Source organism: Legionella hackeliae (assembly GCF_000953655.1).
Classification (GTDB): domain Bacteria; phylum Pseudomonadota; class Gammaproteobacteria; order Legionellales; family Legionellaceae; genus Tatlockia; species Tatlockia hackeliae.
On sequence record NZ_LN681225.1, the window covers coordinates 1,145,051 to 1,161,864 of the forward strand.

Genomic DNA, 16,814 nt, shown 5'->3' on the forward strand with positions numbered 1-16,814 from the left:
CTATTTTATTCGAAAATGACACAGAGCCCATGTCTTTGCGAGCAAAGCGAAGCAATCTAATACAATTTCCACAGAGACTTCAATTTGCTTAATCTGGAATTAATCTTTGTGTTGTACAATATTGAATCAAATTGAAGGAATTTTTCTTGAGTAGGGACACCATGAGCTGTAAGGTGGTCCATGTCAATATTTACCCAAAATTGTAAAAAATATAACATCAGTCTGGCTGAGGATGCGATAACATTTTATCCACAGAAAACCGGCATCAAAAAGCGCGGTATACATCGAACTCTTGATAAACAAGTCGTTATTATTGAGGTAGATACATACTTTAATGAGGTGGATAAATTAAGTGATTTGGTTTTACAGACAAGATTAGGTGGCGCCCGCTTTATTCAACGTGATGATGAAAAACACGATACCTACCATAATGACTCGTTTAACCCGGACGATACTCATCATCATCTAAAGTTTCCTTATCTCATTAATGAAAATAACCTACCAAAAATATTGGCAGTGCTCGTTGAATATCAAATTCTTTCATCCATAGAGCGAGATTTATTTCTGGCCGCGTATCAAAAATACAGGATGACCATTACGAGTAAGAAAGACAGTCCTTATTCTGCAGTTGCTGAAGCTCAAATGAGTCATATGAGCGTAATCGATGTTGCAAAAGAAGGTGAATTTTTGGATACGGTTGAAAAAAATACAGAAAAAAAGACAACACACAGTTGGAGTTTTTTTCCTGTAAAAGTGGATTTAGATACCAAGAAGAAAGTGTCACTGGATTATATTCAAACGAGTTTAACTTGATACGAAAGGCTTACGGCTAAAATTTCTTTGGGCTAAGAATAATCAAAAAAAGTAGTAGTTTTACATTATGTGATTGTATTAAGCTAAAGACTGGCCAAGAAATAACTAATTCAGGGAACAAGGAGCAACGGAAATGCCTGAAAAAATAGAAGATGATTTAAAAACATTTGCTGATAAATTATTGACTGCTATTGATGATACTGCAGAAGGGCAGCAAAAACTGGTCGAAATTTTTGAGCAGACTAAAAAAAATTATACCTATGAAGACTCTCCTTTCTGGTCTTGGGTTTACAGTTTTAGTCGTAAACGTCCAGCTCAACTAAATCAAACCATTGAAGCTCTAAAAATTTTCCCCGCCCCTTATATCCGTCTGCAGGAATTTCAAAAATTTTTGAAAACAGGGCAATGGAAAACCACCTCAGCAAATACCGAGTTATTTGTTCTTTTAATCAATTCTGTACCAGGATATGAACGCGAGGAGAGGGATTATATTTATGCTCAAATTCTTCGTCCTTTAAGAAGAATTCTTCTCAATAAAATAAAACTAATGTTGCAGCAATATGAAGTCAGCGAAAGACAAGCTGCAGAAAGAAATAAAGAGTTGGCTTTCATGCGGGATACCAAAAATAGAAAATTGGAAGCTAAAGAGCCCGATGTGGTGTATGTATTTAATGATGGAGAACGAGCAAAGCTGTTTGCTCAGAAAAATCCTGATAAACAAGTTTTTTTTCTGGATGTGGTATTAGTTGCTGATGAAAGAAAATGGCAATTGAGCTGGTATGATTTGACGGGAAAGGCTACCTCTTTAACCATCACCGCAGAATTAGCTGCTGCGATTAGCTCGTTGGAAGTTGAATTAAAAAAATTACTAACTATAAGCGCTAGCGTAAAAGATGTAGCTGCAGAAAAGAAATTGCTGGACCAATTATTTACGAAATCAGAAATTGCTAAAGAAATTAAATCGGAATGTACAAAGGTATTGCAATCCGTTTTAAATAAAACGCAAGTATTGTTTAATCCTATTGATGACCAACTGGCCAATTTAGTATCTACCTATGTTGTGAAGAAAGAAAATCAGCAAATTAAACTTTATTGGTATGACAGTATCGGTAAAAGAAATTTATTGAAACTTGAAGATTATCCCGATTTTTTAGCATGGATCAGTCAAAAAGAGAGTTTAACAAAGAATGATATTTTGCGACTTAAGGTATACCTAAGATCTGTCGATATTCGCCATCATGTTGATGAAGTGAAACAAAGCAAAATTCAAAACATGCTTAAAGAAAAGCATGGGATAGCCCTGATTACCACAGATGACTGGACAACAATACCTTCTTATAGACTAATTAAAGACACCTATATTTTAACGCGTGAACCTGATGCAAAAACTGGGGAGTGGGTTTTGTATCAAAGGCAAAGAGGTGGAACCAACGCAAAAATTAATGTGCAAACTTGGCCAAATCCTGATGCAATGGATCTGTTTCAAAAGCTTTTAGCGAATAATGATGCGGTCTCGGCTGCAAATTTAAGCATAGATGTAAAAGAAAAACTGCGAGATATTATTAAGCAATCCAGTAGTATCTTTCATAAAGAGTCCTGTCAGGCAGTGGATGAGTTTTCTCCAGCAGACGCAACAAACTTTAAACCAAGTTCTTTTGTGCTTACTAAAAAGAATGACGTTTGGCAACTTTATTACATTGATAGCTTACAAAAATGTATTCGAGTTACGATGAAAGATTGTCCATCTCAAACGTCTTCTTTGTTAGCCAAATGGGAGGGGGAACCAACTTCCTTAAGCATAACGGCACTAAGAGAGCTTGCGAATACTTTGGTGGGTTTTAAACCTGCACAGCGCATTGATCTCACAAAATTCTCTGATCTTGAGAGTATATTTGGTATGCGCCAGGAAAAACCTAAATTAAAGACTGTCGATACAGAGCCTACTACGATTGACAAGGAAGCAGTGACTACTAATGCTGCAGAATCTGATGCGGTTAAGGCTAAGAAACCTGGCAAATTAACTGTTAAGGATTTTGCAATTGCTCGTTTGTTTAACCATAAAGAGAGTGAATCTGAGAAGGAAGAAGGAACCGTTCTTGGAATTAGCTTTTGATAACTCGTCATGCAGGTAGCACAATCGAGAAGCAGTAGGTCAGGTCAGGCCTGACCTACGTTGATGATTAGTTACATTCAATAAATGCAAAGGGAGCTATTCTGAAAGGTAGAGGGTATGTTCTATCATTCGTCTTGCAAGCCTCGCTAATACAGGATTTGTATTTTTATAATAAGGCAGCATGATAAGTGCAATGGACAAAGCCCATCCACGGCCTCTTTGCCATGTTGTATCATCAATGTTTTCTAAATTGGACCGAAAAATTTTTCGAGAATGAGCGTTAAGTAAACTCCAGGCAATCACCAGATCACAGCCAGGATCACCAATCCCCACATCAGAAAAATCAATTACCGCATTAAGTCGATTGTTCCGTACCAGAATATTTCCTGGTAAAAAATCGCCATGTACCCAGACAGGATTTTTTGTCCAGCTGGGAAGGCTAGCTAGTTGATTCCATAAAGAAGTGGCTAATTGCGTATCAATATCGTCTTTTAATTGAGCCAGGGCTTGGGTTGTTTCTTCATTTAATTCTTTTAAAGGGACTCCACGTCTTGATAAGGGACCATTTTCCAATGTTATGCTGTGTAATTCATTGAGAAAACACGCCAAATCTTTAGCGAGTACTTCATACTCACTATCATTCTCAAAAGGGGGGGTATATCCTTCATTCCAACGCACAATGAGCCAAGCCCAAGGATAGAACGTTTCGGGTGCCCCTTTAAAAAAAGGCTCCGAGATTGGCATTTTTAAACATTGAGAAATCTTAGGCACCCATTCATATTCTTTTTTTATACTTTCAGTCGCCCAATCGATTCGAGGTAAACGAACGACATAATCATCCCCTAAACGAAATAGAGCATTGTCTGTTCCGCTGGACAAAATGGGTGCTAGTGATAAATTTTTCCACTGAGGACATTGTTTTTGAAGAAGATGGCGAACAAGGTCCTCATCGATTGTAAATTCGTTTTCATGCATCTTCGCCATAATCAACTCTAAATTAAGGATATCCAGACAAGGGAATTATAAAGTAAAGTTCGATGTGATAGGCATGCGCCAGTCACGTCCGAAAGCTCTTGGTGAGATTTTAATGCCTGGGGCTGCCTGTCGACGCTTGTATTCATTCCGTTTAATCAAACGAATAATTTGCCACACCTCTTTTTCAGGATAGCCTGCTCTAATAATTTCCTCTGCAGAGACGTTATTTTCCATATAAGCATGGATAATGGCATCCAGTGTTGCATAATCAGGTAATGAATCTTGATCCGTCTGGTTCTTTGCTAATTCCGCGGACGGCGCTCTTGTGATCACGCGTTCAGGGATTACAGGTGATATTAGGTTGCGATAACGGGCTAACGCGTATACTTGCGTTTTTAAAACATCTTTTAACACGGCAAATCCACCTGCCATATCACCATACAAGGTTGCATAACCAACAGCCGTTTCACTTTTGTTGCTGGTAGTAAGCACCATTTTGCCCGTCTTATTTGAGAGTGCCATTAATAAAACACCACGAATTCGGGCCTGGATATTTTCTTCTGTTGTATCAGGTTTAAAACCGGCAAAAACAGGTTCAAGGGTTTCAAGAAAACTACTAAATACTGATTCAATGGAAAGTGTAGTGCTCGCTACATTCAAATGGTTTAACTGTTTTCTGGCATCAATAAGACTAATATCTGCGGTGTATCGAGAAGGCATCATTACCGCGTGAACCCTGGAAGCGCCCAAGGCATCAACAGCAATGGCTAGTGTAAGCGCTGAGTCTATACCGCCCGACAAACCCAATAATACGCCAGGAAAACCATTTTTTTCCACATAGTCACGTGTACCACAAACCAGGGCTTTATAAATTAATTCGTTCCTCTCTAATAAAGGAGTAATGTCTCCTGTAATTTGATGATTATTGAAAGTGATAGGGTGCAATACCTCCTGAAATGCAGGAGCTCGAGCACAAAGTTTACCCTGTGCATCAAAGACCATGGATTGGCCATCGAAAACCAGTTCGTCTTGACCGCCAACCTGATTGACGTAAATCATGACAGTACCTTGTTCTGAGTAGTGGGCAAGCAGGTCTTCGCGCAATTGCTGCTTTTGGTCATCAAAAGGGGATGCATTTAAGCAAAAGATACCGTCAACCTTTGCTTGCAACAGTTGATCAACTGGACCTTTAAACCAAAGATCTTCACAAATACAAACACCAAATCGATAGTTTCTTATCGACAAAATGCAAGGTCCAGCCTCACCTGATTTAAAGTAACGTTTTTCGTCAAATACACCGTAATTGGGCAAGTGATGCTTGTGATAAAGAGCAATGCGCTCGCCTTTGTAAAAAATACTGGCGGAATTAAAACAGTCTTCACCCTCTAGACTGGGATGGCCCACAATGACAAAACAGTCTTTACTCATTCGCTCAATAGTTTTTAAAGCACGTTCTACTTGTTGGTGAAAATCATAACGCAACAGTAAATCCTCAGGTGGATAACCAGTGAGTGCTAACTCAGGAAATACAATGACATCCTGCTTTAGTTGATGCGAGTCAACAATCGAGCAAATTTTCTCCGCATTTGCTTCCACTGCACCAACCACCGGATTAAGTTGTGCCATTAAAATTTTTAGAGCGTGTGACATGTAATTTTTTAACCTTGATATAACCTTTCCTAAATTCTATAACAAACTTCATTTAAAGCTATCGTTCAGTTGATATTTAATTGATTCAGGCATTTTTTCCTATAAATTGTACATAATTTAATTTTTCCTTAAGAATAATTGGGTAAAACTACCCTTGAAATAGAAAATATAGGTATAAATTATGAAAAGACGTTCCTTAGCTCGTTTGATCACAAATGATTTAGCTGATTTAGCCTTTTTGCTTACTGATGTGATTGCCAGTGAAGAATCAATTCGTTTTATGATGACGATGTTTAAGGACAAAAAAGCGCTTATCAACATTGAACACGTTCATAAAGACCAATTTCTAAAATACTTGGAGAAAAGAGTCACTGATGAAGGTCTTTTTTCAAAAGAAGGTCATCACCAATTTTTAGTGGAAGTTGGTTACCGCAGTAAAGCTAAACAAAGGGATCCTGCGACTATACATTACTGCGGTTTGGATTTATTCATTCGCCCAGGATTGCCTCCCATAGCATTTGTTGCTGATCACTATCGTTTACACGGTGGCTATTATGGTGAGTTTCAAGCAATTTCCCAAAAGCTGGGGGTTCAATTTGTTGTAGTTGGAGGGGGTGTTTATCAGGCTGATAGTGTTCACTGTCCGATATTTACATTCATGCATTTACTACTAACGGCTAAGGATAAAGAGTTATTATCTTTCCTGGAAAGTAAGGTGGGGGATAATAAATCGCTGGATGTAGTCAATATTACCTGGGATGACTTACCCCCATCCTATGTACAATATCCTCAAAGCATGACGACTATCTGGGATTATGTCGATAAAGTTAAAAAGAAAGAGAGCTTGCCCCCTCATATACCAAGCAAATTATTATCTGAATCTGCATTCGCAGAAAAAGTCTCCCCGGGGTTTTCCCCTATACAAAGTAAAGATCCTGGCTTAAACAATAAAATGCGAAGTAAAGGAGTAAAATATCTTGCAGCAGATTACGCTGGGATGGCAGTTTTAGAACTGGAAAAAAATCCTGAAGTATATACAGATCAAATGCTGATTGATATTTGCTATAAAGAGCGATATCCCCTGATTCATCAAATGCTTACTAAAGCTTTGTATATAGAGCAAACATATCCTTGGAAAGAAAAAATTGACAAATCGCATCCTCTGTTTGAATTGGCCTTTGCCCATGGGCCTGTTTTGGAGTTTTGCCTGAGTAAACCAGGGTTTGGTAAAATTTTTAATGATGAGGCTATTTTATTGCTCATGCAAAAAGGTTTTCTCGACCCAGCAATATTTTTTACCAAACTCACAAGAGTGTCCTCAAGCATCGAACTTGACCTACAAATTGTAAATTTCGTGGTCGGTAATCTGCCTGCTTGTAGTTTTTTAGCAAAAGCCTTGATTAATGAGGATAAAGTTGATAAACAACTACTTTTGACGGTGTTGTTTTCAACAAAAACAAAGGCATTTTTCCAGGATACACTGCTAACCGACTTATTTATGACTGGTCATATTTCTTTATCAATGATAGACAAGATCTTACCTTATAAAATAGATAAGCAGCTCTTCAAACAGTTAAATCATAACACCAGAATGGAATATCTTAAAATGCTATTCTTTGCTTCAGAAACAATGAAGGAAGAGAAGTTTTTGGAAGTCAAGACTACAACACCAAGTACGTTAATTACCGCAAGTAAATTGGAAGACGTGGAAGAGGAGAATGCTGAACACACCGATTTTGATCAAGATTTGTTTACAGTTCCAGAAGTCAAGACCGTTAAACCCACTGAATCTGCCAAAAAACCTGGCATTAATGTTGGATTACTGATTCAATCGATGACTAATGGGGGCATTTTACAGTCGCCAACCCTTTCCCATGTCGAGCATCCTGAGAAATCAAAATCTGTTGAAATTAAAGTTAATGTACTTTAGACAAACAAATTCGCCTCTTTTAAGAGGCGAATTTTTAACTGGGTGGATTGGGTGAGCCAGCGACGCTATCTCGCTTACTTGCGATTCTTAAAAGATGAACTTGAATTTCTTCAAAAGTAGATAGATGTAACGAATTACTAGCAGACAATCCCTCACCAAGGCTCGCGTTAAAGATTATTGGGTCATCTGTATTATAACTTTTTTCTGCATTTGCACAGGCTAACAAAGCACAATTAAAGGCTTTCTCCGCCTTTACCTTGTTGTCTAAATGTTGTTGAAAGAAGGCAAATTGTAAGTACGCTTCAGCCAGCATTATATAAGCATAACAACCATAATTAGGAGTTAGTTTTTTTAATTCTGCGAAGAGTTTTTTGAAGTGCGAATCAGTCTCAGAGTGTTTAAAGGATTGACAATTTTCATAGACATATTGGGCATATCTCTGACAAGCGTGGATAGATTCATAGTTCATTGCTTTTTGAATATAATCCTGTTCTAACTTAGTGCTGTTAGGGCAATATTTTTTAATTCGTACCGCTTTATGATAGAAGTAAATACCAAGAAATAAGTGCAATGGATTACTTTGGGACTGATTAAATAAGGCTTTTTGCGAGTCATTAGTAAGAATAATGCCGTAAGTACTCCATAACTTTGCCCACTCTTTATCAAAAGTTGGTGAAAGACAAGTCTTGTAAAACTCAGGGATAGTACAAGCAAATTTAACGAGTAGATCAAAATTACTTTGGGAGAGCATCAATTTCACAGTTGCAATCCTTTCTTCGTCAGAAGCCGCAAGAAATTTATCACGCAAGATGAGGTTTAAACCCTCAATTTTTAAAAAATCATTTAAAGATTCGTAAAATTGATTGAACATCAGGGGACTCGTTTCCGCAAAGTTGTTTTTAATTTAATTAAAGTGTAAATATTTTCTGCAATACAATGTTTAGTTTACATTCAATATCAAAAATAAGTCAAATTAGGTTATAATTGTCTGTTTAACTTTCAACGAGTAAAGGTTGTATGCTCAAAGATGCATTATCACGGATGGCCAATGTTTTTTCTCCTGCCGTTTTGATGAATGGTCAAGAGTATCAGCAAAAAGGGTATGTGCTTAATATTCGCCTTAGCGATGGTTTGCTTAAAGCTCGTGTGAAAGGGCGCTCGGGTCAAATCTATGACGTACATCTTGATCTGAAATCCTGGCCCAAAAATCCTGCTTATTGTAGCTGTTCTTATCGAATCAATTGTAAACATGCTGCTGCAAGTTTATTTTCGCTGCAGGTCAGAGAAAATTATGAAATACCTGCCCCTTCAACTCAGAATAAAGTGAAATCTTTAGATTCCTGGTTGACTGAGCTTCGTGAAAAAGAAGAGGAAAAAATTGTAAGAGATAGTTCTCATGAGCTTGTTTATCTCATCGAACCACAACTTAATGAATATGAACATCGTATCATTGTAAAACTTGCGATTGCCAAGCGACGAAAACGAGGGGGACTAGGGAAAAAGAATTTTTTTAATAGTGTTACAGATAGTCGTCGCCAATATTTTACGAGTGAGGATGAAAAAGTTGTCACCGCTCTTCTTGAAAAAACTAACTACAATAAAAACTGGTTTGATCGCTTCCCGATTCGAAATAGCGAATTACTGGAAGAAATCTTAAATACCAATAGAGCCTATTTGGCTCGTGGACAAGAGCCGAAATTAGAGTTAGGTGAGACTGTAAACGCAACATTGACATGGCAATTAGCACCCGATGGCAGACAATACCCGATTTTAAAGGCAGAAATTGACGAAGAAGCACTGTCCCCTGTTTTTTTAGACAGAGCGTGGTATTTTGATGAAGATAATAATGCAATGGGCATAATAACAATGCCTTATAACCTGGCGAATATAAAAAAAATCCTGAAGACTGATCCTGTGGGGTTAGAGGAAGTTTCTAACACTATTGCACAATTAAGAGATGATTACCCTGATATACCTTTGCCAACAATTTATGAAAAAATAGAAAAACGTCAAGTAAAACCTTCCGTGTTAATTTCCTTTGATGCTGTGCCATTGTCAGACAATTTGGGAGCGACCAATGCAACACCTTCATTGCTCTTTGTTGTGGATATATTTTTTAATTATGAAGACATAAAAGTTAAAGCCGACAATAATCATAAGCTCATCAAGGAAGAGGGAAACACACTGGTAGAGTTCACACGTGATGTTTTTCTTGAAAAATCGATATACACGGAAATTTCGCAAATTCTTTCGATTCGTAGTCCTTCACTGACTGAAAAATTGTGGGCGGAATATGATATTAGCCATGAAAATGTGTTAACAAATTTTCATAGTGACGGCGATTTACCCAAACTTTATAAAAATATCCTTCCCGTATTTGAAAAAAAACAGTGGAATGTGGAATTTATCCATCCTGTTTATCAGGAACTCGTGAGTGCGGATGATGTAGAGTGGTTTTCTGAAGTCGAAGAAGGGGGTAATGATTTTTTTTCCTATCAGTTAGGGATTTTAGTGGATGGAAAACAAGTCAGCATCGTTCCTTTGGTCGCAGAGTTAATTACAAGACTTGATAAAAATAAAATTGAGTCACTGTCGGATCAGACTCTGGTTAAGATGCCATTGCCAGAGGGCAAAATGTTACAAATGGAATTGGGACGAGTTAAACCCTTAATCCGCTTTCTGCTGCAATATGGAACGCGCCATATTAAAGGTGAAGCGCGCATCAGCGTGAGTCGGTATCAGCTTATTTTAATGCGGGAAACGGAACAGGCGATGCGTGCCATTTCATCTCGTTGGCTTGGTGCTGAAACGATAAGACAACAATTAAACCAGTTAACTACATTGACCAATTTACCAAAAATCGAACTACCTTTGGGATTAAAAACCACCCTGCGCGATTATCAGCAAGAAGGACTCAATTGGTTGCAATTTTTGCGCTCCAGTCATTTTGGAGGTGTCCTTGCTGATGATATGGGATTAGGAAAAACTGTCCAAACATTGGCACATTTACAAGTTGAAAAAGAAGCAGGACGTTTAACCAAAGCAACATTGATAGTAGCTCCGACCAGTTTAGTTTGGAATTGGTTTGCAGAGGCAAAACGGTTTACACCAGAATTAAAGTTGTTGGTATTCCACGGTGCTTTGCGACATCAGGATAACTTCGATGACTATGATGTCATTATTTCAACATATGGGCTTATTCAACGCGATAAATCTCGCTTTGTGGATTATCCATTTTATTACCTCATTTTGGATGAATCACAATCGATTAAGAATGCGCGAACTAAAACAACACAAATAATTCAACAGATTCAGGCGCAACATCGTCTTTGCTTATCGGGTACACCGCTTGAAAACCATCTAGGCGAGCTTTGGTCTTTATTCCACTTTTTAATGCCTGGTTTATTAGGAGATGCAAAGCAATTTAGCCAATTTTTTAAAAAACCAATCGAAAAACAAAATGATATGGAACGACGACAGTTGCTAGCAAAGCGTGTCCAGCCCTTTATATTACGTCGAACCAAAAATCAGGTTGCGCGTGAGCTACCTGATAAAACTGAAATGACTCTTGCGATTGAGATTTCCGGAGCTCAGCGCGATCTCTATGAAGCAATACGCATGAGTATGGAGAAAAAGGTACGGGAAGCAATTTCTAAACAGGGAATGGAGAAAAGTCATATTGTATTGTTAGATGCTTTATTGAAGTTAAGACAGGTCTGTTGTGATCCGAAATTGTTATCCATGCCTGAAGCCGAAATGGCTTATGAAACTTCTGCAAAACTTGATGCTTTAATGGAGTTATTAAGCAGTTTGGTTGACGAAGGACGACGGATCCTGATTTTCTCCCAATTTACCTCCATGCTTAAATTAATTGAAGAACAATTGATTCGCCAAAATTATTCTTACTTGAAGTTGACAGGGCAAACGCAAAACAGACAAACGTTAGTCGATAAATTCCAACAAGGCGATGTTTCAATTTTTTTAATCAGTTTAAAAGCAGGGGGTACGGGATTAAATTTAACTCGAGCCGATACCGTCATTCATTATGACCCCTGGTGGAATCCCGCGGTCGAAGATCAAGCTACCGATAGAAGTCATCGAATTGGTCAAGCAAACCCTGTGTTTGTTTATAAATTAATCACCTCTGGTACTGTTGAAGAAGTAATTTTGGCAATGCAGGAGAGAAAGAGACAATTGTTTGATGGGATTTTATCCGACAATATCAAGGGAATAACAGGGCTAACGAAACAAGACATTGAGCAATTTTTTATGCCGTTGCCTGCTGAGTAGTAATCTTATCCACTCTGGCCTAATTTTAATATGTTTTTCGTCTATCGGAAAGCACTCAAAAAAAGTTATTGCTTTTTGATTGCAAAGCCGAAAATCATAGCCTATTCTTTTTATGAGAAAAATTATGGAGAAAACTCATGAGACAATGGAAGGCGTTATTAGCATTTGTGGTAATGGTATTGTTCTTACCTGTTGCTTTAGCTGCTTCACCCGCAGGTACCTGGACAACGATTGATGACAAAACCGGCCAGAAACGAGCTGTAATTCGTCTGTCAGTATCCGGTGGTACTCTGAATGGTACAATTGTAAAAGTTTATCCACAACCAGGTGATACTGGTATTTGCTCTAAATGCCCAGGTGGTTTTAAAGGCAAACCAATTCAAGGTCTACAGTTTGTTTGGGGTCTAAAAGACAAAGGTAATGGCGAGTGGGAAGGTGGCCAAATTCTTGATCCTAAAACAGGTAAAGTTTATCGCGCTAAAATGACCTTAAAAGGGAACAAACTTTATGTACGTGGCTACGTGGGTGTTTCTGCTCTCGGACGTACTCAAGTTTGGGTTAGATAATTCGCTTTTTCAAAAAAATATTAAAAAGACACACCTCCAGTGTGTCTTTTTTTATATTCAGGGTACAATAAGCACACTATCGCTTTCATACTGTTATCATGGCTGCAGAACTAAAAACACGAAAAAATCCTGTAGATTCGCTTCGATCGCCACCCCATTCAGCTGAAGCTGAACAGGCAATCATTGGTGGTTTAATGCTCGATAATCAGGTTTGGGATACTATTAGTACCAAATTATGCGAAACCGATTTCTATCGCACGGAACATCGCGTTCTCTATCAAGCGATTAGTGAGCTTGCCAAGAAAGATCAACCTTTCGATGTGGTCACTTTGTTGGATATCCTTAAGTCCTCCAATCAATTGGATGATGCGGGAGGGGAAACTTATCTCTTTGAATTAGCGAACAACACCCCCAGTGTTGCTAACGTTTCTGCCTATGCTGATATTGTGCGTGACAAATCCGTTCAACGACAATTGATTACTGTAGCGAACGAGATTGCCGACTCTGCTTATAATCCTTCAGGAAGAGAAATGACCGATCTTCTTGATTTTGCCGAAACGAAAGTGTTTGCTATTGCTGAGCAAACTGGAGGTGATGGTGGACCAGAAAGCATTAAAAAAATTCTCGTTAAAACAGTCGAAAAGATTGATGCTCTTTATAACAACGGAGATGCTTTAACAGGTTTACCTACCGGTCTATCTGATTTTGATGAAAGGACATCAGGCTTACAACCTTCCGATTTAATTATTGTGGCAGGTCGCCCTTCGATGGGTAAGACAACATTAGTCATGAATATGGCAGAAAACGCTGCTATTCATGCGCGGAAACCTGTTTTGGTATTTTCTATGGAGATGCCCTCGGATTCTCTGGCAATGCGCATGATGTCCTCTCTAGGACGAATTGATCAGCACCGTTTACGAACAGGAAAATTAGAAGAAGAAGATTGGCCAAGAGTGACTTCAGCTGTCCACCTATTGTCGGAAGCCCCACTTTACATTGACGATACAGCGGCTTTATCGCCTGCTGAAATGCGAGCACGGGCCCGGCGTTTAGCGAAAGAGCAGGGGCAATTAGGCTTAATCGTGGTCGACTATCTTCAATTAATGAAAGTACCTGGCTTTAAAGCAGATAATCGCACGGCAGAAATTTCAGAAATTTCTCGAAGTTTAAAATCCTTAGCGAAAGAGCTTGAAGTGCCTGTAATTGCCTTATCACAATTAAATCGTAGCCTTGAGCAACGTCAAGATAAACGACCGGTTATGTCCGATCTTCGGGAATCTGGTGCAATTGAGCAGGATGCGGATTTAATTTGCTTTATTTATCGTGATGAGGTGTATAACGAGGATAGTCCTGATAAGGGAGTTGCCGAATTAATTATTGCAAAACAGCGTAATGGTCCTATTGGTAAAGTCCGGGTTGCCTTCTTGGGTAAATATACTCGTTTTGAAGATTTAGCATTTAACGGTTACCAGGGAACTGATTAATATGGCAAGACCTACTCGCGTTCAAATTGATGCCACAGCACTTTTGCACAATTTGAATTTTATCAAACGCCGTGCTTTGAATTCCAAAGTCATTGCAATGGTAAAAGCAAATGCTTATGGTTGTGGTCTTTCTGCCGTTGTGCCCGTATTGGAAGGGCAGGTTTATGCATTTGGCGTGGCTTGTCTTGAGGAGGCGATGGCTATCCGTGCTTTAGGAGTGCGCAGTGATTGTGTGTTGTTTCAAGGGATATTTAGCCCAGATGAACTATATGCGGCAGCTTCACATAAATTACAATGTGTTATTCATCAACCCCACCAACTGCAATGGTTACTTTCAACCCCCTTGTCAAATAAAATCAAAATTTGGGTAAAAGTAAATACTGGTATGCATCGTTTAGGTTTTGATCCTCAAGAAGTTTATGGAGTTATGGATGCTTTGAGGACTTGCCCCTGGGTTGATTCTGAAATTGGTTTAATGACGCATTTAGCATGCGCAGATGAGCCTGAAAATCCCAGTAATCAAAATCAGCTGCGAATTTTTAGAGAGCTTGATTTACCAGATACCCAATTGATTAAGAGTATCAGTAATTCAGCTGCCATTTTGGCCTTGCCAGACACTCATGCGGATGTCGTGCGTCCCGGAATTATGCTTTATGGTGTTTCTCCATTTTCTCATCAAATTGGCCAAGAGTTGGGTTTAATGCCGGTGATGCGTTTTGTTTCTGCCATTAGCGCTCTTCATCATTATCCAGCAAATGCTCGAATTGGTTATGGTGGTACCTGGCAAACTAGCCGTCCTTCGATCATTGGGGTAGTGGCTGTTGGATATGGCGATGGCTATCCAAGACATATTGCTGAAAATACCCCTGTCTGGGTCAATGGAACACATGCTCCTATTGTCGGACGTGTTTCTATGGACATGCTTACGGTCGATTTAACGCACTGTCCAGGGGTAAAAATTGGCGATGCTGTGGAACTTTGGGGGCAACATATCCCTGTAGAATCAATAGCCTTATCTGCTGGAACGATTGCTTATGAACTATTATGTCAATTCTCACCACGGGTTCAGCAAGAGTAGAGTGATTTAAAATTATGCATAATGTGGATAATATCTAAACGTGGTGTTAGAATACCAACCGATTTTACAACGATACTTATGGTGAATCATGAAAAAAATAGCGGTAGTATCTCTTTCTCTTTCAGTTCTACTTGCCAGTTGTGCGCAAGTTACCAATGAAGGAGTTGGTACTGTCACAGGTGGTGTTGTTGGTGGACTTATAGGCAGCCAATTTGGTGGCGGTTCTGGTAAGGTCGCTGCAGCTGCTGGTGGCGCTTTATTAGGAGCTTTTCTTGGAGGAAATATTGGTCGTACTATGGATCGTCTCGACCGTTTGGAAATGCAACGAGCTTTAGAAACTGCTCCAACAGGACGTGCTGTGGTATGGTCAAACCCGGATAATGGTAACCGCTACACGGTTCAACCTACAAGAACCTATTACACAAATAACCAACCTTGCCGTGAGTATATCACTAGAGCAATCATTGGTGGTAAATCACAACAGATATACGGTAAAGCATGCCGTCAAGCTGATGGTTCCTGGAAAGTTGCAAACTAATTTTTATGCAGTCCATAACATCCCTTGTTTGATTACGAAATTGAGCAAGGGATTTTCTCAATACCCCTTCAAATTTTGTCTATATTCTGTCGACTATTTGTCAACCATTTTGACGTTTGACCAAAATGCATGCTTATGAAAATATAGAGAGCGACGTGTCAACGCGAATATCGTTTATTTCTTGACACCTGCCAATACCCATTGATTTTAAAAGGAATTTTAATCATGAAAACTCTAATCCATGCCTGCTCTCTTATTCCGTTAGCTTTATATTCAACCCAGATCCTTGCCAGTGATGAATTGGAGAAAGGAATTGAAAACAAGCAAAGTGAAAAATCGATTTACGAGTATTGGACACCTGAGCGTTTGATGAATGCCAAGGAAATGCCTTATCCGAAAGTCGATCCGAATGCGGTTCAGGAAATAGATATAGAATCGTTACAGTTAGAAAAACCTCAACAAAAAGAGGGCACTCCTCCTGCAATAGAAATAGAACCGGATAAAACACCACTAATCCCACAAACGATGATTAATTTAGAAAGTACGCTATCCGAACATTTTTTTAATCGAGGGACATCAGGAGCAAACTTTACAAGTTCTCGTCTAGTACCATTGAGTGCAGACTTATCCTATCCATTTAGTGCGGTAGGTAAGCTTTATTTTACTGTCCCGGGTCAGGGGGATGCGGTTTGCTCAGCGTCTACTATTGGTCAACGAATTGTTTTAACAGCTGGTCATTGTGTTCATTCGGGAACCAGTTCTGGTTATTATACTAATTTTGTGTTTATTCCAGCTTATCGCGATGGAAATGCACCTTACAGAGCTTGGTCATGGAAATTTGTTTTAACTACTTCTGAGTGGGCGACAGGAGGGGGAGTGGTTCCAAATGCTGCTGACTATGCCATGATAGAGGTGAATGATAAAGTGATTAATGGTTCAACAACACGTTTAGGCCTTGTTACTGGAATGTTGGGTTGGATTGTTAATGCATTGATACCTAATCATGCCCATTTATTAGGTTATCCATGCAATCTGGATTATTGTGCAAAAATGCACCAAGTTATGTCCCAAAGTTTCCGTGCTGTGAGTCCTAACAATGTAGAATATGGTTCAGATATGCGAGGAGGCTCTAGTGGCGGTCCGTGGGTACAAAATTTTGGTATTGCAGCTTTTGGACAAACAGGGGGTTCAAATACTGCACGTAATGCTATTGTAGGTGTAACATCCTATGGTTATATTGATTCCAATATTATGTTACAGGGAAGCTCCGTATTAGATAGTCGTTTCTCCAGTTTACGCAATAGAATTTGTGCGCACCGGGCAGGGAATTGTACCTAGTTCGTAAAACTATAAAAGAATAAAGAGCTTCATTAGGAG

Annotated in this window: 12 protein-coding genes; 9 read left to right on the plus strand and 3 right to left on the minus strand. The window is 39.0% G+C overall.

Annotation, left to right across the window (positions count from 1 at the left end):
* Window positions 1-180 precede the first annotated feature (180 nt).
* Window positions 181-813: a hypothetical protein gene (locus LHA_RS05245; RefSeq protein WP_045105605.1), complete on the plus strand. Its 633-nt coding sequence runs from the start codon at window positions 181-183 to the stop codon at window positions 811-813.
* 133 nt (window positions 814-946) lie between these two features.
* Window positions 947-2,926 carry a hypothetical protein gene (locus tag LHA_RS05250; protein ID WP_045105606.1) on the plus strand — a complete coding sequence of 660 codons (1,980 nt, stop codon included), beginning with the start codon at window positions 947-949 and terminating at the stop codon, window positions 2,924-2,926.
* Between the two features lie 96 nt (window positions 2,927-3,022).
* Here LHA_RS05250 and LHA_RS05255 read toward each other — a convergent pair whose 3' ends face one another.
* On the minus strand, window positions 3,023-3,910 hold the full coding sequence (locus LHA_RS05255) for an aminoglycoside phosphotransferase family protein (protein ID WP_052673596.1): 888 nt from the start codon (window positions 3,908-3,910) through the stop codon (window positions 3,023-3,025).
* A 36-nt stretch (window positions 3,911-3,946) separates the two neighbouring features.
* Window positions 3,947-5,551: an NAD+ synthase gene (locus tag LHA_RS05260; protein WP_045105607.1), complete on the minus strand. Its 1,605-nt coding sequence runs from the start codon at window positions 5,549-5,551 to the stop codon at window positions 3,947-3,949.
* 181 nt (window positions 5,552-5,732) lie between these two features.
* Here LHA_RS05260 and LHA_RS05265 point away from each other — a divergent pair, with 181 nt between their 5' ends.
* Window positions 5,733-7,481, plus strand: a complete 1,749-nt coding sequence (locus LHA_RS05265; RefSeq protein WP_045105608.1) for a hypothetical protein — start codon at window positions 5,733-5,735, stop codon at window positions 7,479-7,481.
* Between the two features lie 34 nt (window positions 7,482-7,515).
* Here LHA_RS05265 and LHA_RS05270 read toward each other — a convergent pair whose 3' ends face one another.
* Entirely contained in the window at window positions 7,516-8,352 is an 837-nt protein-coding gene (locus LHA_RS05270; RefSeq protein WP_045105609.1) for a DUF5630 domain-containing protein, read from the minus strand.
* 146 nt (window positions 8,353-8,498) lie between these two features.
* Between LHA_RS05270 and LHA_RS05275 the strand changes: the two genes are divergently transcribed.
* From LHA_RS05275 to LHA_RS05300, 6 genes are all read left to right on the plus strand, one after another.
* Entirely contained in the window at window positions 8,499-11,771 is a 3,273-nt protein-coding gene (locus LHA_RS05275) for a DEAD/DEAH box helicase (protein WP_045105610.1), read from the plus strand.
* Window positions 11,772-11,908: 137 nt separating this feature from the next.
* Complete coding sequence (locus tag LHA_RS05280; RefSeq protein WP_045105611.1) at window positions 11,909-12,337, plus strand: DUF2147 domain-containing protein; 429 nt, start codon at window positions 11,909-11,911, stop codon at window positions 12,335-12,337.
* A gap of 98 nt (window positions 12,338-12,435) precedes the next feature.
* On the plus strand, window positions 12,436-13,821 hold the full coding sequence (gene dnaB / locus LHA_RS05285; RefSeq protein ID WP_045105612.1) for a replicative DNA helicase: 1,386 nt from the start codon (window positions 12,436-12,438) through the stop codon (window positions 13,819-13,821).
* 1 nt (window position 13,822) lies between these two features.
* Window positions 13,823-14,899 (plus strand): alanine racemase, encoded by a 1,077-nt coding sequence (gene alr, locus LHA_RS05290; protein ID WP_045105613.1) that lies wholly within the window; start codon window positions 13,823-13,825, stop codon window positions 14,897-14,899.
* 88 nt (window positions 14,900-14,987) lie between these two features.
* Window positions 14,988-15,437: an RT0821/Lpp0805 family surface protein gene (locus LHA_RS05295; protein ID WP_045105614.1), complete on the plus strand. Its 450-nt coding sequence runs from the start codon at window positions 14,988-14,990 to the stop codon at window positions 15,435-15,437.
* A 225-nt stretch (window positions 15,438-15,662) separates the two neighbouring features.
* On the plus strand, window positions 15,663-16,775 hold the full coding sequence (locus LHA_RS05300) for a trypsin-like serine peptidase (protein ID WP_045105615.1): 1,113 nt from the start codon (window positions 15,663-15,665) through the stop codon (window positions 16,773-16,775).
* Window positions 16,776-16,814 lie beyond the last annotated feature (39 nt).